A 23,748-nucleotide genomic window follows, 5' to 3' on the forward strand; every position below is an offset into this window, starting at 1 on the left:
AAATCTTAGTATTTGGGCTTTTTTATATAATGAAGTAATCTTTTCTTAAATATATAAATTTTATCAATTCGAGATTCTAATAATGATCTTTTTAGAACCAGAACAATATCAACAAAAATGCGCTCAGCTTTTTAATTTATACCAAAAAGATATTTCCACACTACTACCATTTGCCAGAATTGAGCATATTGGTTCATCTTCAATACCGAATGCAATTTCAAAGGGTGATTTAGATATTTATATTGAAGTTAAGCCTGATCAGTTCGAATTCGCAATCGAACAATTAAAAAAGCTAAACTTTATAGAAAAACAAAACACGCTGAGAACACATGAACTTTGTATGCTTGAGTCACTCAATAACGATGATGTTGCTTTTCAAATTGTAGCCACAGGTTCGAAGTTCACATTTTTCTTAACATTTAGAAATAAGCTTATCGCCTCTCCAGCACTGGTCGATGAATATAATCAATTAAAATTACAGTGTAGTCATTTAGACCATGATCAATATAGAGCAATAAAATCAGAATTTATTAGCCGTGTATTAAATCAACCTAAGGTTTAGCTACGTGTCGGTATTGATATCTAGCTAAAATTGGCTCCTGTAACCACGTTTTTTTTGATACCATTCACTATTTGATTCTGTCTAAATTTTCTTTGTCTATGACCTCTTCTTATCATCAACAACTTCAAACTAAAATTGACCGCATTACTGCCCAATTTTCTGAATTTACTCCACCTACATTAGAAGTGTTTGAGTCACCTGAACAACATTTCCGTATGCGTGCTGAGTTTCGTATCTGGCATACAGAAAATGACATGTTCTATGCTATGTTTGAACGTAACGATGATGACAAACAAAAAACCGTTTTACGCATTGATGAATTCCCTATTGCAGACCAAAGCATTAATGATTTAATGCCAAAACTTTTGGAAGAACTCAAAGCAGAACCTAAGCTTTCTAGCCGTTTATTTGAAGCTGATTTTCTTGCAACACTTAGCGGGGAAATGTTAGTTACATTAATCTATCACCGTAAATTAGATCAGGAATGGGAACAATCAGCTAAAGCGCTTGCTGAGAAGTTAGACATTAAGATTATGGGTCGTAGTCGTGGTCAAAAAATTATTATTGGCGATGATTTTGTCGTAGAAGAATTTGAACTTTTAAATCGTTCATTTAAATACAAACAAATCGAAAGTAGCTTTACTCAGCCGAACGCGCAAGTTTGCAAAAAAATGCTGCAATGGGCGTGTGATGCAGCTGAAGGATCGAAAAAACACTTATTAGAACTTTATTGTGGTAATGGTAACTTTACTCTACCTCTTTCTTTAAAGTTTGAACGTGTTCTAGCAACAGAACTTGCGAAATCTTCCGTTTATGCTGCTCAATGGAATATCGAGCAAAACCAGATTGATAATATTCAAGTAGCCCGTCTTTCAGCTGAAGAATTTACCCAAGCCTATCAGGGTGAGCGCGCATTCCGCCGCTTACAAGAAGCAAATATTGATATCCAAAGTTATGACTTTGATACCGTATTTGTTGATCCCCCACGCGCAGGGATTGATGATGAAACTTTAAAACTTTTACAAGGTTTTGAACGTATTATCTACATTTCATGTAACCCAGATACACTGTATGAGAACTTAAAAATATTAGGTTTAACTCATCGTATTACCAAGTTTGCATTATTCGATCAGTTCCCATATACACATCATGTTGAGTCAGGTGTATTACTTGAGAAGATTTAAACAAAATCTTTCATTGTAAATTTAAAATCAAAGGAGGTTACATACCTCCTTATTTTTTAATGTTTTTTTATTTAACTATTTAGATTTTTAAAAAATATCAAGTCATCTATCCGTCATAATTTCGTTTAACTCACGCATTCCTATCGAAAATTCTCGAGTTCAATTGGTGGATTTATCACTTATAGAGACTTGTATTTTATTTTAAATTGGCTATATTTCGAGCTATGTTAGATTGTATATGAAGGCTCTATGAGTTTTTGGCAAAAGCTGTTCTTAGCAGATCAACAGCATAACGAGCATAAAAACCAAACTGCTTGTGTTGAAAATGACTGCTCATGTAAAACAAATGAACAACTTCTAAGTGCTCTTGCACTAGCAACAGATGAAGATGTCATTAAGGGAATAAAGAAAGTTCTTATTTCCCGTGGTTATAGCCGAAAAGAGTTGAATGAACTCACTCAAAAACCATCTATCCATTAATTAAAAAGCCAGTCTTGTACTGGCTTTTTTATATTTCACTTTAATCTACACTCTGTCTGATCTACCCAACCAACAATTGGTCCCATTTCAAATTGTTGATCATTACGCTTGTCTTTTTGAACATATAAACTAGAAATAGAACCATCAAGATATAAAGCCTGCTCTACCTTAAGATTTCTTTGAAAGAACTGAGCAAACTTGTAGAAACTCACACTATTCTTCGATATTACAAAGTAGAGTTTATTATTTCGAATACCGACTCCATTACGAATTTTATTTGATTGAGAGTCCGATAAAAAAAGGGAATTTATCTTTCCATCAATCACTAACATCGGGCCAGATTGTGTCGCATAATCAACGTTGAAATCTCGGCGACTGTATTGCTGCGTTGTTAAAATGAAGGCCTGCTTTTTATTCCAACTTAACACCCCATTAGGCTGCAAAAAGAAATTTCCCAATCCTTTACTTTTATTTAGTGGCTGAATCACCTTAGCTTGTTCAACATACAGCCCTACTGGAGAAAATCCCGGATGAAACATCCCTGCATTCATTGCGAAAGAAAGTCGCTCACATTGCTTTAAATGTTTCTGCACACTATTAAAGCTTTTGTAATACTGTTGATTATTAGAATTCTTAAGAAACAAGCGTAACTGTTTTAAATTGCTAATTGCAACCACATCATATTGGTCGCCTTCCGCTGTTTTAACTTGCTGGTGTTCTATCGCATAGACAGACTGAATCAAAAGCCCATATATAGTTAAGCACCACATCAACCATTTCATTTAATACCACCAGACATGACATTTTTTCTTCATATTAAATCTTTAAATTATATACAATAAACACAATTATAATTGGATATGTACCAAACTCATCCATTCGACGTAATCAATACACTCCACATTGCTGATATTGGTTATAATGATTAGCAGCTTTTCAATAAAAGCCTTTTACACTTTATTGGATCAGCGTAAGCATGCAACAACCGAATAAGCGCTACCCTTTGGGGGCTCATCTCATCGTAAGGCATCTCGGCTATAGCCATCATGGTATATACGCAGGGAGAGGTCGAGTCATCCATTATTCAGGCTTAGCGCATTTCATCAAAAAACGCCCCATTGAAATTACCTCAATAGATGCATTCTCGCATGGCAAAAAAATACATGTTCGCTCTTATGATACGCCCCGCTATAAAGGAAGAGCTGTCGTGCGCCGAATGCGTTCACGTATGCATGAAAACCACTACCATCTAATTATTAATAACTGTGAACATTTATGTAGTTGGGCAATTACCGGAATCGAAAGTAGCACCCAAGTTGAACGTATGATGCATCGATTAACGACCATAGGTTATGTAAGTTCAATCATGAGCTATATGAATGGGATGATGCTCACTGTTGCAACAACATGTTTTGCTCTTGTTCTTTATATTAAAAAGAAATTGCGTGATCAGGCAAAAATGAAGGTCCCTACTTATCAATTCCTTAGAGAAAAATCTGAAAAAAGGAATATTGATCCTTCAGTCCCCTTAGTGTTTATAGATCCAGATAAAAAAGAACCAATTTAATAAAAAAGCCCTCAAATATGAGGGCTTTTAGAAAACTTAAAACTTATTTTTTATCAACTTTTGCTTCAGTCGTAATGTTTACAGTGATCTTATCACCTACGTTTGGAACGTAATTACCTAAACCAAAGTCAGAACGCTTGAATGAAGTTGTAGCATTGAAACCAATCGCTGGAACTTTTGCCATTGGGTGTTCGCCTTGCTTGTTTAAAACAGCATCAAGTACAACAGGCTTAGTTACACCTTTAACCGTTAAGTCGCCAGTAATTTTAAAGTGCTTTTTGTCTTTGGTTTCAACTTTAGTACTTTTAAACGTAATATTTGGATATTTAGCAGCATTAAACCAAGCTTCTTCTTGGAACTCTTTATCCAAAGCAGGAACGTTTGTATTTACGCTGCTTAAAGGAATAGTCACATTTACAGATGAATTTGCTGGTTTAGCATTATCAACTTTAATTACACCTTGGATATCCGAGAAGTTAGCGTTTGGAGTAGAGAAACCAAAGTGATTCCACGAGAAAACAGTAGCTGTATGTGTAGGATCAATTTTGTAGTCCACTGGCGCAGCTAAAGTAACTGAACTAGCCAATGCTACTGCCAAACCAAAGCTTAGTGTTTTAAGATGCATTTTTCGTATCCTTTATTGATATAGTCGTTAGTGTATACATCAAGTAATTTAATTCACTATTCTTTATAAAACGATATGTTTCATCCATGCAACAATAAAAGCGTTACAGTTATTATTTAAAAACAATATTATAAGACATCGGTGTTGTCATACCGCTTCCGAACTCTCAAATTAATTCGTTTTTACTTCGACTTTATTGATCAATAACAAGGTAAAACATGGCTAATACTGCTCAAGCACAAAGTACTTCCACTCCATATCGAGTAACTCTGACCGATCCTTCGGGTCACCAATGGTTTGCTGATGAACCTACAGACAAAGGTGGTCTAGATACTGCTCCAAACCCAGTTCAAATCTTACTATCTGCTTTAGGCGCTTGTACCACCATCACATTAGAGATGTATACGAATCTTAAAGGTATTAAGCTTGATCATGTTCAAGTTGATTTAGTATTAAACCCAAATGGTGAACCAGAGAAAGGCCAAAATCATATTGAACGCAAAATCACGCTCAAAGGTGAATTCAGTGAAGACCAACACAAGCGTTTATTAAAAGTTGCCGAGAACTGCCCTATTCATAAATTACTCACTTCTCAAATTAATATTCAAACCGAACTTAGCATTTAACCTTTCAGATATAAAAAAAGCGCTCCCTATGGAGCGCTTTTTTACACTACTTCAATATTTAAGCAGTTAATTCTTTTACTGCTGCAACAACAGCTTCAGTTGTAATACCAAAGAATTGGAACAAATCTTTTGCTGGTGCAGATTCACCATAAGTTGTCATACCAATTACTTTGCCATCAAGACCAACAAACTTCCACCAGTAGTCAACATGAGCAGCTTCAACCGCAACACGCGCACGGATATGAGCTGGTAATACAGCTTCACGATATGCAGCGTCTTGTTTCGTAAATTCTTCCGCACATGGCATAGAAACTACACGCACACCGTCAAGTTGAGCATAAGCTTCCATTGCTAAAGAAATTTCAGAACCAGTTGCAATAATAATTGCTTTTAATTCGCCTTTTTCTTGAGCAAGAACATAACCACCTTTTGCAACATTTTGAATTTGTTCTTCAGAACGTGCTTGGAATGGTAAGTTTTGACGAGAGAAAATGAGTGCTGTAGGACCATCTTTACGCTCTAGAGCAGATTTCCACGCAGTAGCAGTTTCAACAGTATCAGCAGGACGCCATGTATTTAGGTTAGGTGTACCACGTAAAGAAGCAATTTGTTCGATTGGTTGGTGAGTTGGACCATCTTCACCCAAACCAATTGAGTCATGTGTATAAACATGAATTACACGTTGTTTCATCAATGCAGACATACGTACTGCATTGCGCGCATATTCCATAAACATCAAGAATGTTGCAACGTAAGGAACAAAACCACCATGTAATGCAACGCCATTAGCAATTGCAGTCATACCGAACTCACGTACGCCATAATATACGTAGTTACCAGCTGGGTTTTCTTGAATGCCTTGGCAACCTTTCCAAAGCGTTAAGTTAGAACCCGCTAAGTCAGCAGAACCACCTAGCAATTCAGGCAATAAAGGACCAAATGCTTGTAATGTGTTTTGGCTTGCTTTACGTGTTGCGATTGTCTCGCCTTTCGCATTTGTTTCACGAATGAATGCATCTGCTTGCGCTGCAAATTCTGCTGGTAAGTCACCGCTAATACGACGAAGTAACTCAGCTGCTTCAGTTGGATATTTTGCTTGATACTGTGCAAATACCACATCCCAAGCTGCTTCAGATTCAGTACCTTTTGCTTTCGCGTCCCATGCAGCATATACATCAGCAGGAATAACGAATGCTTCTTCTTTCCAGCCTAATGCTTCACGAGTTAAGGTAATTTCATCTTTACCTAATGGCGCACCATGACAGTCTTCTTTACCTTGTTTATTTGGTGAACCTAAACCAATAATGGTTTTACACATAATAATGGTTGGTTTTTGAGTTTCAGCTTTTGCTTCGATTGTTGCTTGACGTATCGCATCAGCATCATGACCATCTACACGAAGAACTTGCCAACCATAGGCTTTAAAACGCTCTTCCGTATCATCGCTGAACCAGCCTTCTACTTCACCATCAATTGAAATGCCATTATCATCATAATAAGCAATCAATTTACCAAGTTGTAAAGTACCTGCTAAAGAACATACTTCGTGAGAAATACCTTCCATTAAACAGCCATCACCTAAGAAACAGTAAGTGAAATGGTCTACAACGTTTAAATCATCTTTATTGAACTGGGCAGCTAAAGTCTTTTCTGCCAATGCAAAACCAACAGCATTAGCAATACCTTGACCTAAAGGACCAGTCGTTGTTTCGATACCTGGTGCATAACCATATTCAGGGTGACCAGGAGTTTTTGAATGTAATTGACGGAACTGTTTTAAATCTTCAATTGAAAGATCATAACCTGTTAAATGAAGCAAAGCGTATTGCAACATTGAGCCATGGCCGTTTGATAAAACGAAACGGTCGCGGTTTGCCCATTGTGGATTAGTTGGGTTGTGATTTAAAAACTCGCGCCAGACGACGTCAGCAATATCTGCCATCCCCATTGGAGCACCAGGATGCCCTGAGTTTGCCTGTTGCACAGCATCCATTGCCAATACACGAATTGCATTTGCAATACGACGTTCGTTTAAAGGGGTCGCCATAAGATCAGAATCCAATTTTAATAGATTGATGAAAAGAAGAAGATGAATAACAATTCAATGCCGCTATATTGTCTTAAAAAAAAGGCTGAGGGTAAACCCCAACATAGTATATTTCTTTATTTTTAACCGTTTCTTGGTTACACAAAAAACATTTGCACCTTTAAGTTATACAAAACAGTGCTCATTTCTTAAATACTACTCCAATATGCGAGCAGGCAGTTCTATTAGACTTTGATATATAGATAAAATATTTTGAAATCTCTACCTAGATCGATCATGTTTCTTTTCTTTAAAATCCGACTTGTAAGGCATCATCTTTTTGTTAAGTCATATGTCTAAAAAACGCACTAATAACAAATTATTAAAATACCAATACTTTAAATAAATACTCTTTATATCAATTTTACTAATACACTTATCAATTAAAACACAGTATAAATGAAACAAATTCATGCTTTTTGGTCAGTATGAACTGGTCCTCAAGCTCAAGTCGATGTAACATATTATGTCTTTTGAAATAACCAAGATAGGACTTTCATGCGCGAGTACGCTGTTTTTACCTCGGAATCTGTAAGCGAAGGTCATCCTGATAAAATGGCCGACCAAATTAGCGACGCTATTTTGGATGCAATCTTAAAAGAAGACCCATACGCACGTGTTGCTTGTGAAACACTGGTAAAAACAGGCGCTGTTGTACTTGCTGGTGAAGTAACAACGACTGCTAATATTGATGTTGAAGCTGTTGTTCGTCATACCGTTAACGGTATTGGATACCACCACTCTGATCTTGGCTTTGATGGATCAACATGTGCTGTAATCAATATGATTGGTAAACAATCACCAGAGATTGCACAAGGTGTAGATCGTCAAAAACCTGAAGATCAAGGTGCCGGTGACCAAGGTTTGATGTTCGGTTATGCAAGCCGTGAAACAGACGTGTTAATGCCTGCTCCGATTTCTTATGCACACCGATTAATGGAACGTCAGGCTGAACTTCGTCGCTCAGGCGCACTTCCATGGTTACGCCCAGATGCAAAAAGCCAAGTTACTTTTGCATATGAAAATGGCAAGCCTGTACGTCTAGATGCTGTCGTTTTGTCTACTCAACATGATCCTGAAATTACTCAAAGCCAGCTTAAAGAAGCGATCATTGAGGAAATTATCAAGCCGATCATTCCTGCTGAAATGTTCCATGCTGCTACTAAGTTCCATATCAACCCAACTGGCATGTTCGTTATTGGCGGACCTGTGGGTGACTGTGGTTTAACAGGCCGTAAAATTATTGTAGATACCTACGGTGGTATGGCTCGTCACGGCGGTGGTGCTTTCTCTGGTAAAGATCCATCTAAAGTTGACCGTTCTGCTGCATATGCAGGTCGTTATGTTGCAAAAAATATTGTAGCAGCTGGTCTTGCTGACAAATGTGAAATTCAGGTGAGTTACGCAATTGGTGTAGCAGAACCTACTTCAATTTCAATTAATACATTTGGTACAGCAAAAGTTTCTGATGAGCTGATTATTCAACTTGTACGTGATCATTTCGATTTAAGACCATTTGGTATTACTCGCATGCTGGATCTTATTCAGCCAATGTATAAACAAACTGCGGCTTATGGCCACTTTGGTCGAGAAGGATCAGACACTGCATTTACATGGGAAAAAACTGATAAAGTTGATGCCCTTAAAGATGCTGCTGGCCTCTAATATAATGTCATAAAAAAGCCCGCCAATAAGCGGGCTTTTTTATTTATAGTTTAAATTTTATAGTATGTCGGGTTTACTCTTCTAGCAACCATCCTTGATGCCATATCATTTGTAACTGTGAACAAAATTATTGTCTTGTCGTTTTATTATCCTGATTTAGCACATCAAGTAATGTTGACTGCATTGGCGTATCTTGATGGTTCTGTACATAAATATGGACAACTTTAAATACAACAACAACCGCTAGACAAGCCATCACACAAAACATCCACAAACCATACGGGCTTCGAATATGTTGCGAACCACAATGTGGACATGATTTATCAGTTGATGCCACAACTTTGTCGCAACACGCACAATGGTATTGATATAGCATAGGTAACCCTCCTTCCCTCATTTCAACCGTTGTTGTTTTAATAGGTTTGCTACATTTTTAATTTATACATCCTTTATATTTATCCTATGTGAAATGAAAAGATAATTCAATCTGAATGAACAATTGAGTCAATTAAAAAATATTTTTAAAATACAAAAAGATAAGTTAAATATTATTTTTTTGGCACTATTTTTCTTATTTTGATATTTTGTCAAATTTGCTAAAATAAGCAAATAATCTCACATTTTAGGTCAATGCATGTCAGATACACAGCTCATTAATAAAGGTGGCTTTCGCGAAAGAGCAAACCGAAATCGAGGTTATCAACAATCTGAAAACAAGCAAACCGCTCTACCTTCAAATAAATATCAACCGCAGTCGAAACCACAAGAAGAAACTAAATTAGAAATAGACGATAGTGATTCATCTACTTCGGTTTCTCAGAATCAATAATAATTTAAAAATAAAAAAAAGCTTAAACCCATGAGGTTTAAGCTTTTTCATATTCATAACACACTTATTAATCTTTATTTTTATGCTCTATTTTTTTGTGGTTTGGCGTAACATCTCGCGCTTCACCATCGATAATGTTTGAATCATGGTGGCCTTGACCACCACCCTGCTGGTTCTGCATATCTTGCATTTGACGCATTAAATCAGCAAATGGATTTTGTCCCGAAGCATTACCGCCCATACCACCCATCATTTTATTCATCATAGCTTGCTGGCGTTTTGCAAGAGTTCTCATCGCTATATTACGAAATGCGGTTTGAACACCAGGAATCAAAATTAAAACAGCCAGAACATCTGATACAAGACCTGGCAACATTAATAAGAAACCTGCAAAAGCATAAGCAAGTTTTTTAGTTACTGTTGGATCACTACCTAGCTGGCCTGTCATCTGCATTTGCTGTAATTGAGGCATAATACCGGCAGTACTTCTGCGAATAAGCCCCAAACCAATAAAGAAAGCAATAATGAACCAAAAGAACACATACCATCCACTGATGAACTGTGCTACGCCAATCCATACGGCAATTTCAACAATCGCGCCCAGAACTACAATAAGAAGTAAATTCATGTAAAACTTTATCTATCTCAAAAAGAAAATTCATTGCAGTTTTATTTGACCTAACCTTATCTAGTTGCAAATAAGGATTAAGCATTCCTCTTAGCTCGGATTGTTCTGTCTAATTTCTAAAAATTAACAAAAACTATCGCATCGGCAAGAGTCTGCAATACTGGAGTACATTTGATTTTAACTCGATAAAAACAAACATGCTTTATTATTAATGAGTGCTGTATCAACTTTATCAAGTGTCACTTCAACCAGATTTTAATTTTTTTACTCTATTTAACTGAGAATTCTTTCAAAAAAGAACTTCTTTAGTCAAATAAAGTCTTATTTGCTTAGCAAAGTTAGAAGTATTCCTTTGTTTATGCTTTCCTTTTAGAGGACTTTAAAAGCAATACCTACATATCAATCTTCCTAGATAGCTTAACATTTTACCTATCTAAAGACAGTTCTATTCAAGTTAAATTAATTAGCAATACTTCAAATTAAACTTAGTCAGATTATGTACAAAAAAGCCCTTATCGTTGCAACAAGTATCCTATTTTTATCCGCCTGTTCTTCCAATATGGTAAAACAACATCAAATACACTCTATTTCTGCCAATAAAAATTCAGAAGAAATTAAATCACTGTTTGATCAAGCACAGACCACGGGAGTTTTGGTGATTAAGCGAGGGCAAACAGAAGAAATTTATGGCAATGATTTTAAAAGAGCATCAACCGACTATGTTCCCGCCTCTACCTTTAAAATGTTAAATGCTTTAATTGGACTTGAACATCATAAGGCAACTACAACTGAAGTATTTAAATGGAATGGGCAAAAACGTTTATTTCCTGATTGGGAAAAGGACATGACACTGGGCGATGCCATGAAAGCGTCTGCAATTCCAGTTTACCAAGAATTAGCCCGACGAATTGGTCTAGATCTTATGTCCAAAGAGGTGAAACGAGTTGGTTTTGGTAATGCTAACATTGGTTCAAAAGTAGATAATTTTTGGCTCGTTGGCCCTCTAAAAATTACACCTCAACAAGAAACCCAATTTGCTTATCAATTAGCCCATAAAACGCTTCCATTTAGTAAAGATGTACAAGAACAAGTTCAATCAATGGTGTTCATAGAAGAAAAAAATGGAAGTAAGATTTATGCCAAAAGTGGGTGGGGATGGGATGTTGAACCACAAGTTGGTTGGTTAACAGGCTGGGTCGTTCAACCACAAGGAGAAATTGTCGCATTCTCACTTAATTTAGAAATGAAAAAAGGAACTCCCAGCTCTATTCGCAAAGAAATTGCTTATAAAGGCTTAGAACAACTGGGTATCTTATAAGTTGAACTTTATAGCCCAAGCATAGACTGGGCTATTATTCTGTTTTTTAGAATGTGATGTTTTTATTTATCCATCGATTGGATGAAATGGTGTGCTCAAATTTAACTGGTAAAAAGCAGCATCAAGCCACTCACCAAACTTAAAACCAACTTGTTTAAAAGTGCCCGCATGAATAAAGCCCATTTTTTCATGTAACCCTATGCTTGCCTGATTAGTTGCATCAATACAACCAATCAATACATGTAACTCAGCCTCTTGAGCTCGCTCAATCAACTCTTGCATTAAAATTTTGCTTAGTCCGCTACCACGATGTTCATGGTGAATATAAATACTATGTTCAACGGTATATTTATAGGCAGGAAAAGCCCTAAAGGTTCCCCAGCTCGCAAAACCCAATAACTTGTCAGTCTCATCAACAATACCAATGACGGGAAAACCATTTTGTCTTTTAACCGAGAACCAATTTTTCATCGACTCTTCAGAGCGCGGTAGATAGTCATATAGAGCGGTAGAATTGATAATTGCTTCATTCAGAATCTCTAATATAGCCCCTGAATGTTCTGCTTCATTACAATCAATTAAACGAAAATTGGAATTGAGAGAAAAGGTCATAAAGATTCCTTAAGGGCAGAGACGAGTTGACTAGAGACGACTAAAATATAGCGTGCGACTTGAGATGAATTATTACTGTATATAACGGGCTGGTTTAGTTGCATTGCCAAACAATCCCCTGTGCTTAAAGCATAAGAAGATTCACCTAATTGAATATCAATTTTCCCTTCAACTACCCAAAGTTGCTGTTGTACCACCTTGGAAGTTTCACTAATTTCATAAGTAATTCGTGAATGAGCTGGAAACTCAATCTCAACAATCTGAAATGGAGACTTCCAATTTGGAGGTGAAATTTGACGGCGAATATAACCTGTTTCTGGGTCTTTCCATTGTGATTGTTGACTGCGCAGAACAATAGGCTGAGGTGATTGATTACCTTGCTGGTTAGCGAAGAGTTGAGTCAAAGGTACATCTAAACCATTTGCTAGCTTTTCAAGAACAACCGCTGTTGGGCTGGCCTCACCTCTTTCAATTAACGAAATTGCAGAACGGCTCACCTGACATCGTGTAGCAAGAACATCAAGAGTATATCCACGAGCTAAACGCAGTTCACGTACTTGCTGTGCAATACGGATATTAATATCTTCCATGCACCCAAAATTCCAATTCCAAAATTATAGACAAATATTCCACTAAACTAGAATTCTGTCAATTATTAAAGAATTTTATCTTTTTTAGAAATCTTGAAAACTATTCTTTGTAGTAACCAAAATAGAATCTATTAAAAAAACGAAAAATAACCATTCATAAGTGACTTGCTTAAATAACTCATGCAGATCATATTTTGGTATGTAACAATAGCTTTAAATTATTTATGTAAGCCTTCGCATGTCTTTGATTATTGGGATTGACCCTGGTTCACGCTTAACAGGTTATGGAATCATAGAAAAAGATGGTAGCAAACTACGTTTTATCGATGCAGGTACTATTCGAACAGAAACTAAGGAAATGCCCGAACGCTTAAAACGTATCTTTGCTGGTATTGAACGTATTGTTAAATTTCATGGTCCAACTGAAGCTGCCGTTGAGCAAGTGTTTATGGCCCAAAACCCCGATTCGGCTCTAAAACTTGGTCAAGCACGTGGTGCAGCAATAGCCGCTTTGGTTAATTTAGATTTGCAAGTTGCAGAATATACTGCGCGCCAAATTAAACAATCTGTTGTAGGTTATGGAGCCGCGGATAAAGAACAAGTACAAATGATGGTCATGCGATTACTTAACTTGACCATTAAGCCTCAAGCAGATGCGGCAGATGCACTAGCAGCAGCAATTTGCCATGCTCATGCATCTGGAAGTATGAGCAAACTGTCGGTCCTTAATGCCTTAGGTGGTATGGCACGTGGACGAAGCCGTTCTAGCAGTCGCAGACGTTAACGCTTTATTAGTTCACGACTTGAGTAATTGCTTCATTCATTTGATAAGCCTGTAAACCACGCATACCTTGTTTTGCAAGTTGGTCACCAGCTTGAGCATGAAGGGTAACAATTTCATGTAATGCAATTGCCTTATCGAATTGTGCTTTTAGACTTGCAATCATTCCTGCTAGTACATCGCCCATTCCTCCAGTTCCCATACCAGCATTACCTTGGGTACAAATATAAAGAGTATCTTCTAAAATCAGACTACCCGCTCCTTTAAGCACCCACTGACCTGCATATTTTTGTTGTAAGGCATAAATTGCAGAGATTCGATCATTCTCAATCTGAGTAGTAGAACACTCAAGCAATGTTGCAGCTTCTCCAGGATGAGGTGTTAAATAAATATGTGCATTCAATTTTTGAGGTTGCTTTGCTAGAAACCATAAAGCATCTGCATCTAAAACAATTTCCAGATGTTCACTCTGATTTAATAAATTAAACCATTGTCGGTAGATCTGCTTTGCCCAATCATCACGCCCTAATCCCATCCCAAAACACACTGCATCGACCTGAAATAAAATATCTTTAATAGACTTTTCATTTAGGGCATTAATATCACGGAGCATAATATTTGGTGAACGAGCCAAAATAGCCTGATGATGGTTTTGATGACAAACCACCGTGACTTTACCTGCTCCTGCATGAAAAGCAGCCTCGGCAGCCATAATTACAGCACCACCCATTTGTTCATGCCCACCAACGACTAAAACATGTCCATAACTCCCTTTATGACCAAATGCCATACGCTTAGGAAGCTTAATATTTGTTGATGTTAAATAAGCTAATGGTTTCAGCTCTTGGTCTATAGGAATTAAATCAATTAAATGAAACTCGCCTACGTATTCTTTGCCTTGACCTGTAAATAATCCAGCTTTAAGCCCTAAAACTGTAAATGTATGATCAGCCCTTATTGCACAAGGTAAAGTCTGTCCTGTGTTGGTATTTAAACCACTGGGAAGATCAATCGCAATTTTTAAGCCAGTCTGGATATTAAATTGCTGAATCACTTGTTGCCAATCTGCATTCAACTCCCGATTTAAACCAATACCAAACAGCGCATCAATATAACAATCAAAATGCTTTGCAAGTTCAAAACCTTGATGGATTTGTACCAGTTGATCTTTTGCAAATTGCACAGCTTGATGTAAATCTGCTGAAGCCCCTACTTCGGATGCAAAGATTTCAACATTCCAACCCGCTTGCTTTAAATAAGCTGCTATAAAATAACCATCACCAGCATTGTTGCCTTGCCCACACCAAACAGCAATATTTTTAATAGCCTGCTCTTTAAAAAGTTCAATTAACTGTTGAGCAATTGACCAAGCCGCTTGTTGCATTAAACCTAATGATGAGTTTTGCGCAGCAAACCAGCGTTGCTCCCATGCTTGAATATCATCGCTATGGTAAACTACCGTCTGCATATTATTATCCTCTTCTGTTTTGGTTTATGACATCTTTCGATACATCACGCATTGCGTTGCAACAACTTGATCTTCATGAATTAAAAGCATGGATCAAGGCTCAAGCTTTAGACTTGGGTTTTGCTGATTGTGTCATTGCAAAACCAGATGCTCAAGAGCAAATGCCGCGTTTTTTAAAGTATCTTGAACGTGGCTATCATGCAGATATGACCTATTTAGAAGAAAATCTAGAAAAGCGGGCTGATCCAACATTATTAGTTCCTGGCACAAAAAGTATTATCTGCGTTCGCATGAACTATCTGGTCGAGTCACCAAAGCCACGTTATGTACCTTTTGAACCGAACTCTGCCATTATCGCCCGTTATGCACGTGGTCGAGACTACCATAAAGTAATGCGAGGACGATTGAAAACTTTAGCCACACGAATTCGTGAAAAAGTTGGTGATTTTGAATCACGTCCTTTCGCTGATTCAGCCCCTATTTTTGAAAAATCATTGGCTGAAAGTGCTGGAATGGGTTGGACGGGTAAACATACTTTGCTTATTCACAAAAAGTCAGGTTCTTTTTTTGTATTGGGTGAGCTATTTACATCACTCGATTTACCTTTTGATGGCCCAACGACCTCTCACTGTGGTTCATGTAGTGCTTGTATTGATATTTGTCCCACACAAGCAATTGTAGAACCTTATATGCTCGATGCACGGCGTTGTATCGCATATTTAACCATCGAATATAAAGGAATTATTGCTGAAGAATTACGTGCCGGTATTGGTAACCGAGTTTTTGGTTGTGATGACTGTCAATTAATTTGCCCTTGGAACAGTTTTGCTAAAACTGCGTCCATTAGCGATTTCAATCCTAGAAATGGTTTAGACAGCATCAGCCTACTCGATATCTGGCAATGGGATGAAGCTACGTTTTTGGCAAATACGGAAGGCAGCCCAATCCGCCGGACAGGTTATCAATCTTTTAAACGTAATATTGCTATAGGTTTAGGAAATGCTCCTTATTCAACGGAAATTGTAGCTCAACTACAAAATGGCAAGATTTTGCATGATGATATTGTCAACGTGCATATTGATTGGGCAATTGAACAACAACTTAATCAACTTCAGTCATGAAATTAAAAAAATGATGTTTTTTGCCCTATAGCTTTAATACGAATTCTGTATGATTATGTGTAGTGAATTAATGCCATCATCATGGATATGACAATGACTCTACGTAATGATTGGAATCGTGAAGAAATCCAAGCTTTATATGAACAACCCTTTTTGGATTTAGTTTTCAAGGCTCAGCAAGTACATCGCGAGCACTTCACTGCCAATGCGATTCAGGTCAGCACCCTTTTATCGATTAAAACGGGTAAATGCCCTGAAGATTGCAAGTACTGCTCACAATCAGCACATTACGAATCAAAACTAGAAGCAGAAAAACGTATTGCTGTAGAAAAAGTGATTAGCGAAGCAAAAGCTGCAAAAGATTCAGGTTCTTCTCGTTTTTGTATGGGTGCAGCTTGGCGTAACCCACATGAACGCGATATGCCTTATGTTTTAGAAATGGTCCGTGAAGTAAAAGCTTTAGGTTTAGAAACCTGTATGACTTTAGGCATGCTTAACCAATCTCAAGCAGAGCGCCTACAAGTTGCTGGTTTAGATTATTACAATCACAACCTAGATACATCTCGTGAGTACTACTCACACATCATTAGCACGCGTACTTTTGATGATCGTTTAAATACCCTAGATTATGTTCGCCAAGCTGGCATGAAAGTTTGTAGCGGCGGCATTGTAGGTTTAGGCGAAAGCCGTGATGACCGTGTTGGTCTATTACATGAATTAGCTACCCTACCAATTCATCCTGAATCTGTACCAATTAACATGCTTGTTCCAATTGAAGGAACGCCGTTAGCAGATGTTGAGAAGCTTGATGTAATTGAATGGATCCGCACTATTGCTGTTGCGCGCATTATTATGCCGCATAGCTATATTCGTTTATCCGCTGGTCGTGAGTCATTAAGTGATTCAGATCAAGCATTAGCATTTATGGCAGGCGCAAACTCCCTATTCTCTGGTGATAAGTTACTCACCACACCAAATACAGGTGAAGGTAAAGACCAAGCGTTGTTTAACAAACTCGGCTTAACCGCAGAAAAACCAAAACCAACAGTTGCTGATCTATCAGTAAATGCTATGAGCGCATAACTCAAGGCAGTAAAATAAAAAAGCCCTGATTCTTCAGGGCTTTTTTATTTAAACAGAAGTAACTAAAATTCCATAAGTGGCATTAAGAAATGTCCCGACTCGAACAATGTCTTTTCCTGCTGCATGCGTTACAGACAACTCTTGGCTTAACACATCAAAATTAAAAGAATCAAAAACATCTTGATGGTGTAAGAGCCAAGTCACTGTATCCGCTGTATTATCATCCACAATATAAGTTAAGGCCTTAAAGTCTTTACTCATAAATCACTCTTAAAAATAAATTTTATGAATTTTATATGAGTTAACTCTACCTTAAAAGAGAATCTAAGCTGCTTTAGGGTTCACTAAAGAGCGACCCGACAATAAGCTTGTCAAAGCTTGTGGTGAAAATTCAAAAGAAAGCACATGATTCTTGAGATTAACAGAGTGCTTGCTGATCAATGGAAGTAAACCTTCTTCTGTTTCAAAGACGTATTCATCTGCAATATTTAAGATACCCTCAAGATTAGTTGTACTCGAAGCAAGATCATGACTAAAGATGTCATAAATCGTTTGTAAGTTAAACGTTGTCTCCTGCTCAGTTGGATGCTTAATGAGATAATCCTTTAAAAACAAAACTAGCTTATGAGCAAAGAAAAAGTAATTAGGTTTATAGCTATACTTCATACTATTCATGGAACGGAACTCCAGATTATCTTTTATTAAATTACAACTAAAACAGTAGGAATTGAATCTTAAAAAATTCTTAAAAAAAAACAAATATATTCACAAGATAAATTAAAAATAATTTTATTGTTAAAAAACATAAAGTTAAATCAAAAAAATATAGACAAATCCCATCTTAAATTCTTTAAAGTTATATTAATTTAATAAAATACAATTACTTAAATATTACGAGTTTTTTCATCTTATTTTAAAAATGAATCACAAAATATTTTACCAACTGATAAAAAATATATTTCCAAAATATTCATTAATAAAAACAACTAATCAAAATACATATAAATATAATGTTTTTCTTGTTTTTTAGTTGAAAAGTGATATATTTCCTTCGCCTTACTTAAGCAGAATAAACTTGCTGAAAAGTAATGGATTTTATTTTAAAAGACTATTCTGGGGATTTTATGAAAAGATTTATTTTTATGGCGGCGGTTTCTCTCTTAAATATAACAAATGCGCAAGCTGCAGATGGCACAATTACTATTAATGGTCTTGTCACAGATAATACTTGTACGATTGATACTGGAGATAAAAATCTAACAATTAACCTGCCTACAGTTTCATCTCAAACCTTAAAAAATGCAGGTGATGTAGCTGGTCGCACCCCATTTCAAATTAATTTAACGAACTGTGCTTCGGCTGGTAAAGTAGCAACTTATTTTGAGCCGGGTGCTACCGTTGACTTTAATACTGGTCGTTTATTAAACCAAGCAACTTCAGGCGGCGCAACAAACGTGAATATCCAGTTGCTAGGCAGTAATAATGCTGTAATCCCTGTACTCGCTACAGGCACGAATGCAGCTCAGACCAACTCACAATGGGTGAATGTTTCGGCAGGTGGTGATGCTGACCTTAACTATTATGCTGAATACTATGCTACAGGTGCTTCTACTGCGGGTACGGTAACATCGCAAGTAAAATACACCATTATTTATCAATAAAATTAAAATTGAAGCTTCTATTTAAAGATAGAAGCTATCTCCTATCTATTATTCATTATTGAGAATATGACTCATGCTTTTTCGTGGTCGTAAGTTTTTTTGGGGATTAGTTTGTCTACAGGTAGCACTGACTACCACAGGGCATACTGAAATTGTTTTACATGGAACTCGTGTCATTTATCCTTCAAATGCACGTGAGATCACTTTACAACTGAGTAATAACGGTACAGCTCCCTCTCTTGTTCAAGCTTGGATCGATGATGGAAATGCAAAGTTGACTCCCGATGAAGCAAATGTGCCCTTCATTATTACTCCCCCGATTTCACGAATAGAAGCGAATAAAGGCCAGACCTTAAGAATTACAGCTCTGCCTAATACTTCTCAATTAAATCAGCAACAAGAATCTATTTTTTGGCTTAATGTTTTAGATATACCTCCTAAACCGGAAGGCAAAACTCAACAAGACCAAACCACCTCTATTTCTAATAATTTTTTACAGCTCGCTGTTCGTTCACGCGTTAAATTTTTTTATCGACCTATAAATCTAAAAGAAAATATTGAACAACTAAGTGAGAAAGTTCAATGGAAAATGAATGATCAATATCTAGTAGTAAAGAACCCGACACCCTTTTTCCTGACTATTAGCTCCATTTTTCAAGGAAGTGAAGGCCATAAAATAGACTTATTACAACAAGGTTTAATGGTTGCCCCTTTTTCCGAAGATAAAATAAAACTAAAAAATAAAAATTTAGCAGATATGAGCTTTGTATATATCAATGATTATGGTGGAAGAGTTGAGCACCCAATAAAGTTCTAACCTTACTGTATTACTTAAGAAAACCTAAATACCTATCATGAATAGGCTCTAAAACTATGTCTAAATGGTTTATACCTTATATATGTTTAAAAAGCCCTTTTACTTGTTATGTGGCCTCAAGTATTTCGGTATTTATGCCTTTGGCTGCATATGCCGAAAATAGTACCGATGTTTCAGGTTTCTCAAAAGCAGAGTTTGATAGTAATTTTTTAGTAGGTAATGCGCAAAAAATTGATATTGGTCGTTTCAAATATGGAAACCCCATCTTAGCTGGTGAATATAGCTTAGATATCTATATTAATGGTCAATGGCTGGGTAAACGACGCATGCGCTTTAACGCGCACACTCCCAATGCAAATGCCGAAACCTGTTTCACAGAAACCATGTTACTAGAATATGGCGTAAAAGCTGAGGTGCTTAGCCAACACTCTCATACATCGTCTCTTTCTTGTGACGCACTAGGGACTTGGATAGATAATGCTTTTTATTTATTTGACAGCTCCCATTTAAGAATTGATATTTCTATCCCCCAAGCCACATTAGAAAAAAATGCACAAGGCTATATCGATCCACATTTTTGGGATCGAGGTATTAATGCAGCTTTTTTGACATATAACACGACTGCTTATCGGATAGTTAACGAACAACATGAAAGTACATATGCTTTTATGGGGACGAATCTTGGAGCAAATTTAGCGAGTTGGCAATTTCGCCATAATGGACAATGGAAATGGCAAGACCATACTGATTTTCAAACTGATAATTCTTCTTATACTTCAACAAATACATATATACAAAAAGCATTTCCAAAAATTCATGGCATTGTGACTTTAGGCGATTATTTTACTAATAGTGATTTTATCGACTCTTTACCGTATCGAGGCGTAAATATTTCAAGTGATGACCGAATGCTTCCAAACAGTATGCTCGGTTACGCTCCTAGAGTGAGAGGTTATGCAAAAACCAATGCGAAAGTCGAGGTTAGGCAACAAGGCAATTTAATTTATCAGACAACGGTACCAGCCGGAAACTTTGAAATTAATGACCTTTACCCAACGGGATTTGGAGGCGAGCTACAGGTTTCGGTAATTGAATCTAATGGAGTAATTCAAAAATTCTCTATTCCCTATGCTTCTGTCGTCGAAATGCTACGCCCTCAAATGAGTCGATACTCTTTTACTTTAGGGCAGTTTCGAGATTCAAACCTTAGCCTAACTCCATGGCTGATACAGGGTAAGTATCAACGGGGAATTAATAATTACCTCACAACTTACAGTGCGGTTCAAGCGACCCAGCAGTATCTCTCTTTGTTACTAGGCACTGCTTTTTCAACACCCATTGGAGCTGTCTCTTTTGATGCCACTCAGTCAAAAGCTGAGTTTGATCATCAATCTAAAATGACAGGACAAAGTTATCGTTTAAGTTACAGTCGACTATTTTCTCCAACAAATACTAATTTAACATTAGCTACTTATCGCTATTCAACAGAGAACTACCTCAAATTGCGTGATGCAATTTTAATTCAAGATTTACAACAACAAAATATTGATAGCTTTTCCGTAGGAAAACAAAAAAGTGAATTCCAGATTACTTTAAATCAAGTTCTTCCCAAGCAATGGGGGAATTTTTATTTAGTGGGTTCATGGATAAACTATTGGAATCAACCCACGACCAATAAACAGTTCCAATTAGGTTATAGCAATCAATTTAAAGATTTAACTTATAGTTTATCCGCAATTAGCAGCGAAATTAATGAAGGCGGCACCCGCACAGGTCAAGATACGCAGTACCTTGCTTCTTTATCTTTTCCATTAGATTTTAAGAAAAATTCTCTGACTTTTAATAGTGTTATTGGTGAGGACAGCCAGACTTTAAGCTTCAGTGGCTTTAAAGGAAGTCGCTTAAACTACGGCGCATCAATTTCTAATCAGGACCATGGTCAAACCAACCTAAATATTAATGGTACCTATAAAACAAACTATACAACACTAGGTGCTTCATTCAGTCACGCAGATTCATATCAACAAGAAATGCTTAACTTCAGTGGCAATGTTGTTGCACATTCCCAAGGAATTCTGTTTGGGCCAGATCAGGCTCAAACCATGGTGCTGGTCTATGCACCAGATGCTACGGGAGCACAAGTCGGTAATACACCAGGGCTCAGTATTAACAAAAAGGGATATGCCGTTATTCCGTATGTTACGCCTTACCGTATGAATGACATCAGCCTTGATCCACAAGACATGTCCACACAAGTTGAACTTGGTGAGAGCAGTTTACGGATTGCCCCCTATGCAGGTTCGATCACTAAAGTTCAATTCTCAACAAAAAAAGGTTATGCACTTTTTATTAGTACAACAACATTAGATGGTTCACATCTACCTTTTGCCGCACAGGTATACAACCAGAATAACGAAGTAATAGGAATTGTCGCACAAGGCAGTCGCATTTATTTACGAACACCCCTAACCCATGACCGTTTATATGTGAAATGGGGAAATACGAGTACTGAAAAATGCGAGATTGAATACGATATAGCGGATCAAATAAAGCATAACAACCAACCAATTATTATGACAAAGGCAGTCTGTAAATGAATAATATTTTAAAAAAAATTGGATTTTTGGCAGTGAGTCTATTTGCTTATAGCCATACAAATGCAAATTGTAATTTAAGTAAAGGATTTACTACCGTCGATATTCCAATGAATATAGGTAAAATCGTAGTAAAACCAAATGATCCAATAGGAACGATCTTACAAAAGAATACTTTTACAATATCTCCTAATAATTCAACTGCGACTTGTAATCGTGCGAGTGATCAAATTATTGCAGCTCTCCCCTTAAATTATCCAATTAGTCCTATAGGTAATAATGTTTATGCAACCAATATCCCTGGTATTGGTATTCGTCTTTACCGCGAAGCTGCCGATGCTTCAGATTTTTCAGGATATTATCCTTATAGACGGACATTAACACCCAATCAAACATATACACTTTCCCCTGGGTATTTTGTTATGGAAGTTATTAAAACTGCCATGACAACAGGTTCTGGAGCATTAGTCGCAGGCCGTTACAGTACCTATTACGTATCAGGACAACAGAACCGCCCATTTTTAACTACTACCGTATTAAGTAATGCCCCTATTCTTATTGCGTCTTCATCTTGTGAAATTCAAAATGGTGTAGATTCACCAGTTCAACTTCCAACCGTGATGAAATCAGGCTTTAGAGCGATTGGGTCAACCCAAGGGGAACAGAATTTTAATCTATCAATCTTATGTAATGGTGGCGAAAACAACTCTGGGATCGCTACGAGCAATACGATCAGCTTAAGTTTTGATTATAATTCTGATACCTCCAATAATCAGGTGATTAACAACAGTGCCGCGAATTCAATCAAAGCCAACGGTGTGGGTGTCGAACTGTTATGGAATATGAATGGAGCAAATAAGCCGATTCAAAAAGCAAGCAAACTAAATATAGGTATGGTGAGTTCCAACCAAACTGTTGAATATGATATTCCTTTAACTGCTCGTTACTATCAGACGGCCACCAATGTGACCGCAGGTGAGGTTAAAGCCACAGCGACGGTGACGATTCAATATGATTAACTACTATCTATAAAATTACTAAAAACAAATAAGCTTAATGCTACCAAGAGAACTCAAAAAACTAATGTTTTTAAACTTTGTAGTTCTATTAAAAAATCATATAAAAAAATGCTCATAAGCAAAAATAGCAAATGAGCATTAGTGATAACCACTTAACCTGAAATACAAATTGTGGGAAATAGATCACAATTTGCATGAGTATAATTTCAAAATTCGGCTTAAAGATCAAGTCTTTTTTTTAACAAAAATTTAAAAAACCACCATAACATATTGTTTTAAATAAATTAAAAAAATAAATTTAATTTATAAACGCTATTTTATAGTGCTTCTAAAGAATTATCATTCTATATAATTAATATAAACTTAATTTTAAGAAAAATTAAAAGACACTCGTCAAGTCGAATAAAATTAAATTTACTTTAACTTCAAATA

The 23,748-nt window shown here is 36.7% G+C and carries 25 protein-coding genes; 15 read left to right on the forward strand and 10 right to left on the reverse strand.

Annotated features, from left to right (window positions below; all coding sequences use genetic code 11):
* The first annotated feature begins 82 nt into the window (after nt 1-82).
* From F936_RS11395 to F936_RS11405, 3 genes are all read left to right on the forward strand, one after another.
* Nucleotides 83-562, forward strand: coding sequence for a GrpB family protein (locus tag F936_RS11395; protein WP_005047484.1), 480 nt, complete (start codon nt 83-85; stop codon nt 560-562).
* Nucleotides 563-660: 98 nt separating this feature from the next.
* Nucleotides 661-1,746 (forward strand): tRNA (uridine(54)-C5)-methyltransferase TrmA, encoded by a 1,086-nt coding sequence (gene trmA / locus F936_RS11400; protein ID WP_005047485.1) that lies wholly within the window; start codon nt 661-663, stop codon nt 1,744-1,746.
* Between the two features lie 249 nt (nt 1,747-1,995).
* Nucleotides 1,996-2,226, forward strand: a complete 231-nt coding sequence (locus F936_RS11405; RefSeq protein ID WP_003651412.1) for a hypothetical protein — start codon at nt 1,996-1,998, stop codon at nt 2,224-2,226.
* A 35-nt stretch (nt 2,227-2,261) separates the two neighbouring features.
* On the opposite strand, the gene F936_RS11410 is transcribed toward F936_RS11405, so the two are convergent.
* Entirely contained in the window at nt 2,262-3,008 is a 747-nt protein-coding gene (locus tag F936_RS11410) for a phosphodiester glycosidase family protein (protein WP_005047487.1), read from the reverse strand.
* Nucleotides 3,009-3,202: 194 nt separating this feature from the next.
* Here F936_RS11410 and F936_RS11415 point away from each other — a divergent pair, with 194 nt between their 5' ends.
* Nucleotides 3,203-3,793: a lecithin retinol acyltransferase family protein gene (locus F936_RS11415; protein ID WP_004642591.1), complete on the forward strand. Its 591-nt coding sequence runs from the start codon at nt 3,203-3,205 to the stop codon at nt 3,791-3,793.
* Between the two features lie 43 nt (nt 3,794-3,836).
* Here the strand turns inward: F936_RS11415 and F936_RS11420 are convergent, their stop codons facing one another.
* On the reverse strand, nt 3,837-4,418 hold the full coding sequence (locus F936_RS11420) for a YceI family protein (RefSeq protein ID WP_005047489.1): 582 nt from the start codon (nt 4,416-4,418) through the stop codon (nt 3,837-3,839).
* A 218-nt stretch (nt 4,419-4,636) separates the two neighbouring features.
* Between F936_RS11420 and F936_RS11425 the strand changes: the two genes are divergently transcribed.
* On the forward strand, nt 4,637-5,044 hold the full coding sequence (locus tag F936_RS11425) for an OsmC family protein (protein WP_005047491.1): 408 nt from the start codon (nt 4,637-4,639) through the stop codon (nt 5,042-5,044).
* A 58-nt stretch (nt 5,045-5,102) separates the two neighbouring features.
* Here F936_RS11425 and tkt read toward each other — a convergent pair whose 3' ends face one another.
* Nucleotides 5,103-7,091 (reverse strand): transketolase, encoded by a 1,989-nt coding sequence (gene tkt / locus F936_RS11430; protein ID WP_005047492.1) that lies wholly within the window; start codon nt 7,089-7,091, stop codon nt 5,103-5,105.
* A gap of 537 nt (nt 7,092-7,628) precedes the next feature.
* On the opposite strand from tkt, the gene metK reads away from it, so the two are divergent.
* A complete protein-coding gene (gene metK, locus F936_RS11435; RefSeq protein WP_004642588.1) occupies nt 7,629-8,795 on the forward strand; it encodes a methionine adenosyltransferase in 1,167 nt (388 codons plus the stop codon).
* Nucleotides 8,796-8,922: 127 nt separating this feature from the next.
* Here metK and F936_RS19410 read toward each other — a convergent pair whose 3' ends face one another.
* Nucleotides 8,923-9,171 carry a hypothetical protein gene (locus F936_RS19410; protein WP_005047493.1) on the reverse strand — a complete coding sequence of 83 codons (249 nt, stop codon included), beginning with the start codon at nt 9,169-9,171 and terminating at the stop codon, nt 8,923-8,925.
* A gap of 258 nt (nt 9,172-9,429) precedes the next feature.
* On the opposite strand from F936_RS19410, the gene F936_RS11445 reads away from it, so the two are divergent.
* Entirely contained in the window at nt 9,430-9,624 is a 195-nt protein-coding gene (locus F936_RS11445) for a hypothetical protein (RefSeq protein WP_003651394.1), read from the forward strand.
* Nucleotides 9,625-9,691: 67 nt separating this feature from the next.
* On the opposite strand, the gene F936_RS11450 is transcribed toward F936_RS11445, so the two are convergent.
* A complete protein-coding gene (locus tag F936_RS11450; RefSeq protein WP_005047494.1) occupies nt 9,692-10,252 on the reverse strand; it encodes an FxsA family protein in 561 nt (186 codons plus the stop codon).
* Nucleotides 10,253-10,748: 496 nt separating this feature from the next.
* Here F936_RS11450 and F936_RS11455 point away from each other — a divergent pair, with 496 nt between their 5' ends.
* Nucleotides 10,749-11,570 carry a carbapenem-hydrolyzing class D beta-lactamase OXA-213 gene (locus F936_RS11455; protein WP_005047495.1) on the forward strand — a complete coding sequence of 274 codons (822 nt, stop codon included), beginning with the start codon at nt 10,749-10,751 and terminating at the stop codon, nt 11,568-11,570.
* 66 nt (nt 11,571-11,636) lie between these two features.
* On the opposite strand, the gene F936_RS11460 is transcribed toward F936_RS11455, so the two are convergent.
* Both F936_RS11460 and F936_RS11465 read right to left on the reverse strand, forming a co-directional pair.
* Entirely contained in the window at nt 11,637-12,182 is a 546-nt protein-coding gene (locus F936_RS11460; RefSeq protein ID WP_005047496.1) for a GNAT family N-acetyltransferase, read from the reverse strand.
* Entirely contained in the window at nt 12,179-12,772 is a 594-nt protein-coding gene (locus F936_RS11465) for a helix-turn-helix domain-containing protein (protein ID WP_005047497.1), read from the reverse strand. Before F936_RS11465 ends, F936_RS11460 begins: the two co-directional genes overlap by 4 nt.
* Nucleotides 12,773-13,010: 238 nt before the next feature.
* Between F936_RS11465 and ruvC the strand changes: the two genes are divergently transcribed.
* A complete protein-coding gene (gene ruvC / locus F936_RS11470) occupies nt 13,011-13,556 on the forward strand; it encodes a crossover junction endodeoxyribonuclease RuvC (protein ID WP_003651385.1) in 546 nt (181 codons plus the stop codon).
* A gap of 7 nt (nt 13,557-13,563) precedes the next feature.
* Here ruvC and F936_RS11475 read toward each other — a convergent pair whose 3' ends face one another.
* Nucleotides 13,564-15,021, reverse strand: coding sequence for a bifunctional ADP-dependent NAD(P)H-hydrate dehydratase/NAD(P)H-hydrate epimerase (locus F936_RS11475; RefSeq protein WP_005047499.1), 1,458 nt, complete (start codon nt 15,019-15,021; stop codon nt 13,564-13,566).
* 26 nt (nt 15,022-15,047) lie between these two features.
* On the opposite strand from F936_RS11475, the gene queG reads away from it, so the two are divergent.
* Together queG and bioB are read left to right on the forward strand one after the other, a co-directional pair.
* Nucleotides 15,048-16,142: a tRNA epoxyqueuosine(34) reductase QueG gene (gene queG, locus F936_RS11480; protein ID WP_005047500.1), complete on the forward strand. Its 1,095-nt coding sequence runs from the start codon at nt 15,048-15,050 to the stop codon at nt 16,140-16,142.
* A 93-nt stretch (nt 16,143-16,235) separates the two neighbouring features.
* A complete protein-coding gene (gene bioB, locus F936_RS11485; RefSeq protein WP_005047502.1) occupies nt 16,236-17,225 on the forward strand; it encodes a biotin synthase BioB in 990 nt (329 codons plus the stop codon).
* A gap of 48 nt (nt 17,226-17,273) precedes the next feature.
* Here the strand turns inward: bioB and F936_RS11490 are convergent, their stop codons facing one another.
* A complete protein-coding gene (locus F936_RS11490) occupies nt 17,274-17,486 on the reverse strand; it encodes a hypothetical protein (protein ID WP_005047503.1) in 213 nt (70 codons plus the stop codon).
* Between the two features lie 63 nt (nt 17,487-17,549).
* On the reverse strand, nt 17,550-17,900 hold the full coding sequence (locus F936_RS11495) for a hypothetical protein (RefSeq protein ID WP_005047504.1): 351 nt from the start codon (nt 17,898-17,900) through the stop codon (nt 17,550-17,552).
* 449 nt (nt 17,901-18,349) lie between these two features.
* Between F936_RS11495 and F936_RS11500 the strand changes: the two genes are divergently transcribed.
* From F936_RS11500 to F936_RS11515, 4 genes are all read left to right on the forward strand, one after another.
* Entirely contained in the window at nt 18,350-18,886 is a 537-nt protein-coding gene (locus tag F936_RS11500; protein ID WP_026055636.1) for a fimbrial protein, read from the forward strand.
* 73 nt (nt 18,887-18,959) lie between these two features.
* The gene (locus F936_RS11505) at nt 18,960-19,703 is read left to right on the forward strand and encodes a fimbrial biogenesis chaperone (protein ID WP_005047506.1); all 744 of its coding nucleotides are present in this window, start codon (nt 18,960-18,962) and stop codon (nt 19,701-19,703) included.
* A gap of 56 nt (nt 19,704-19,759) precedes the next feature.
* The gene (locus F936_RS11510) at nt 19,760-22,300 is read left to right on the forward strand and encodes a fimbria/pilus outer membrane usher protein (protein WP_005047507.1); all 2,541 of its coding nucleotides are present in this window, start codon (nt 19,760-19,762) and stop codon (nt 22,298-22,300) included.
* Nucleotides 22,297-23,316, forward strand: a complete 1,020-nt coding sequence (locus F936_RS11515) for a fimbrial protein (protein ID WP_005047508.1) — start codon at nt 22,297-22,299, stop codon at nt 23,314-23,316. Before F936_RS11510 ends, F936_RS11515 begins: the two co-directional genes overlap by 4 nt.
* The last annotated feature ends 432 nt before the right edge of the window (nt 23,317-23,748 follow it).

Source organism: Acinetobacter calcoaceticus DSM 30006 = CIP 81.8 (assembly GCF_000368965.1).
Classification (GTDB): domain Bacteria; phylum Pseudomonadota; class Gammaproteobacteria; order Pseudomonadales; family Moraxellaceae; genus Acinetobacter; species Acinetobacter calcoaceticus.

What these genes read in the sequence shown, in the direction of transcription:
- F936_RS11460 (WP_005047496.1), bottom strand. Translation starts at nt 12,182, where the DNA reads ATGACCTTTTCTCTCAATTCCAATTTTCGTTTAATTGATTGTAATGAA.
- F936_RS11465 (WP_005047497.1), bottom strand. Translation starts at nt 12,772, where the DNA reads ATGGAAGATATTAATATCCGTATTGCACAGCAAGTACGTGAACTGCGT.
- bioB (WP_005047502.1), top strand. Translation starts at nt 16,236, where the DNA reads ATGACTCTACGTAATGATTGGAATCGTGAAGAAATCCAAGCTTTATAT.
- F936_RS11395 (WP_005047484.1), top strand. Translation starts at nt 83, where the DNA reads ATGATCTTTTTAGAACCAGAACAATATCAACAAAAATGCGCTCAGCTT.
- F936_RS11405 (WP_003651412.1), top strand. Translation starts at nt 1,996, where the DNA reads ATGAGTTTTTGGCAAAAGCTGTTCTTAGCAGATCAACAGCATAACGAG.
- F936_RS11410 (WP_005047487.1), bottom strand. Translation starts at nt 3,008, where the DNA reads ATGAAATGGTTGATGTGGTGCTTAACTATATATGGGCTTTTGATTCAG.
- F936_RS11455 (WP_005047495.1), top strand. Translation starts at nt 10,749, where the DNA reads ATGTACAAAAAAGCCCTTATCGTTGCAACAAGTATCCTATTTTTATCC.
- metK (WP_004642588.1), top strand. Translation starts at nt 7,629, where the DNA reads ATGCGCGAGTACGCTGTTTTTACCTCGGAATCTGTAAGCGAAGGTCAT.
- F936_RS11450 (WP_005047494.1), bottom strand. Translation starts at nt 10,252, where the DNA reads ATGAATTTACTTCTTATTGTAGTTCTGGGCGCGATTGTTGAAATTGCC.
- F936_RS11445 (WP_003651394.1), top strand. Translation starts at nt 9,430, where the DNA reads ATGTCAGATACACAGCTCATTAATAAAGGTGGCTTTCGCGAAAGAGCA.
- ruvC (WP_003651385.1), top strand. Translation starts at nt 13,011, where the DNA reads ATGTCTTTGATTATTGGGATTGACCCTGGTTCACGCTTAACAGGTTAT.
- F936_RS11500 (WP_026055636.1), top strand. Translation starts at nt 18,350, where the DNA reads ATGAAAAGATTTATTTTTATGGCGGCGGTTTCTCTCTTAAATATAACA.
- F936_RS11510 (WP_005047507.1), top strand. Translation starts at nt 19,760, where the DNA reads ATGTCTAAATGGTTTATACCTTATATATGTTTAAAAAGCCCTTTTACT.
- F936_RS11515 (WP_005047508.1), top strand. Translation starts at nt 22,297, where the DNA reads ATGAATAATATTTTAAAAAAAATTGGATTTTTGGCAGTGAGTCTATTT.
- F936_RS11505 (WP_005047506.1), top strand. Translation starts at nt 18,960, where the DNA reads ATGCTTTTTCGTGGTCGTAAGTTTTTTTGGGGATTAGTTTGTCTACAG.
- queG (WP_005047500.1), top strand. Translation starts at nt 15,048, where the DNA reads ATGACATCTTTCGATACATCACGCATTGCGTTGCAACAACTTGATCTT.
- F936_RS19410 (WP_005047493.1), bottom strand. Translation starts at nt 9,171, where the DNA reads ATGCTATATCAATACCATTGTGCGTGTTGCGACAAAGTTGTGGCATCA.
- F936_RS11425 (WP_005047491.1), top strand. Translation starts at nt 4,637, where the DNA reads ATGGCTAATACTGCTCAAGCACAAAGTACTTCCACTCCATATCGAGTA.
- F936_RS11415 (WP_004642591.1), top strand. Translation starts at nt 3,203, where the DNA reads ATGCAACAACCGAATAAGCGCTACCCTTTGGGGGCTCATCTCATCGTA.
- F936_RS11420 (WP_005047489.1), bottom strand. Translation starts at nt 4,418, where the DNA reads ATGCATCTTAAAACACTAAGCTTTGGTTTGGCAGTAGCATTGGCTAGT.
- F936_RS11490 (WP_005047503.1), bottom strand. Translation starts at nt 17,486, where the DNA reads ATGAGTAAAGACTTTAAGGCCTTAACTTATATTGTGGATGATAATACA.
- F936_RS11495 (WP_005047504.1), bottom strand. Translation starts at nt 17,900, where the DNA reads ATGAATAGTATGAAGTATAGCTATAAACCTAATTACTTTTTCTTTGCT.
- trmA (WP_005047485.1), top strand. Translation starts at nt 661, where the DNA reads ATGACCTCTTCTTATCATCAACAACTTCAAACTAAAATTGACCGCATT.
- F936_RS11475 (WP_005047499.1), bottom strand. Translation starts at nt 15,021, where the DNA reads ATGCAGACGGTAGTTTACCATAGCGATGATATTCAAGCATGGGAGCAA.
- tkt (WP_005047492.1), bottom strand. Translation starts at nt 7,091, where the DNA reads ATGGCGACCCCTTTAAACGAACGTCGTATTGCAAATGCAATTCGTGTA.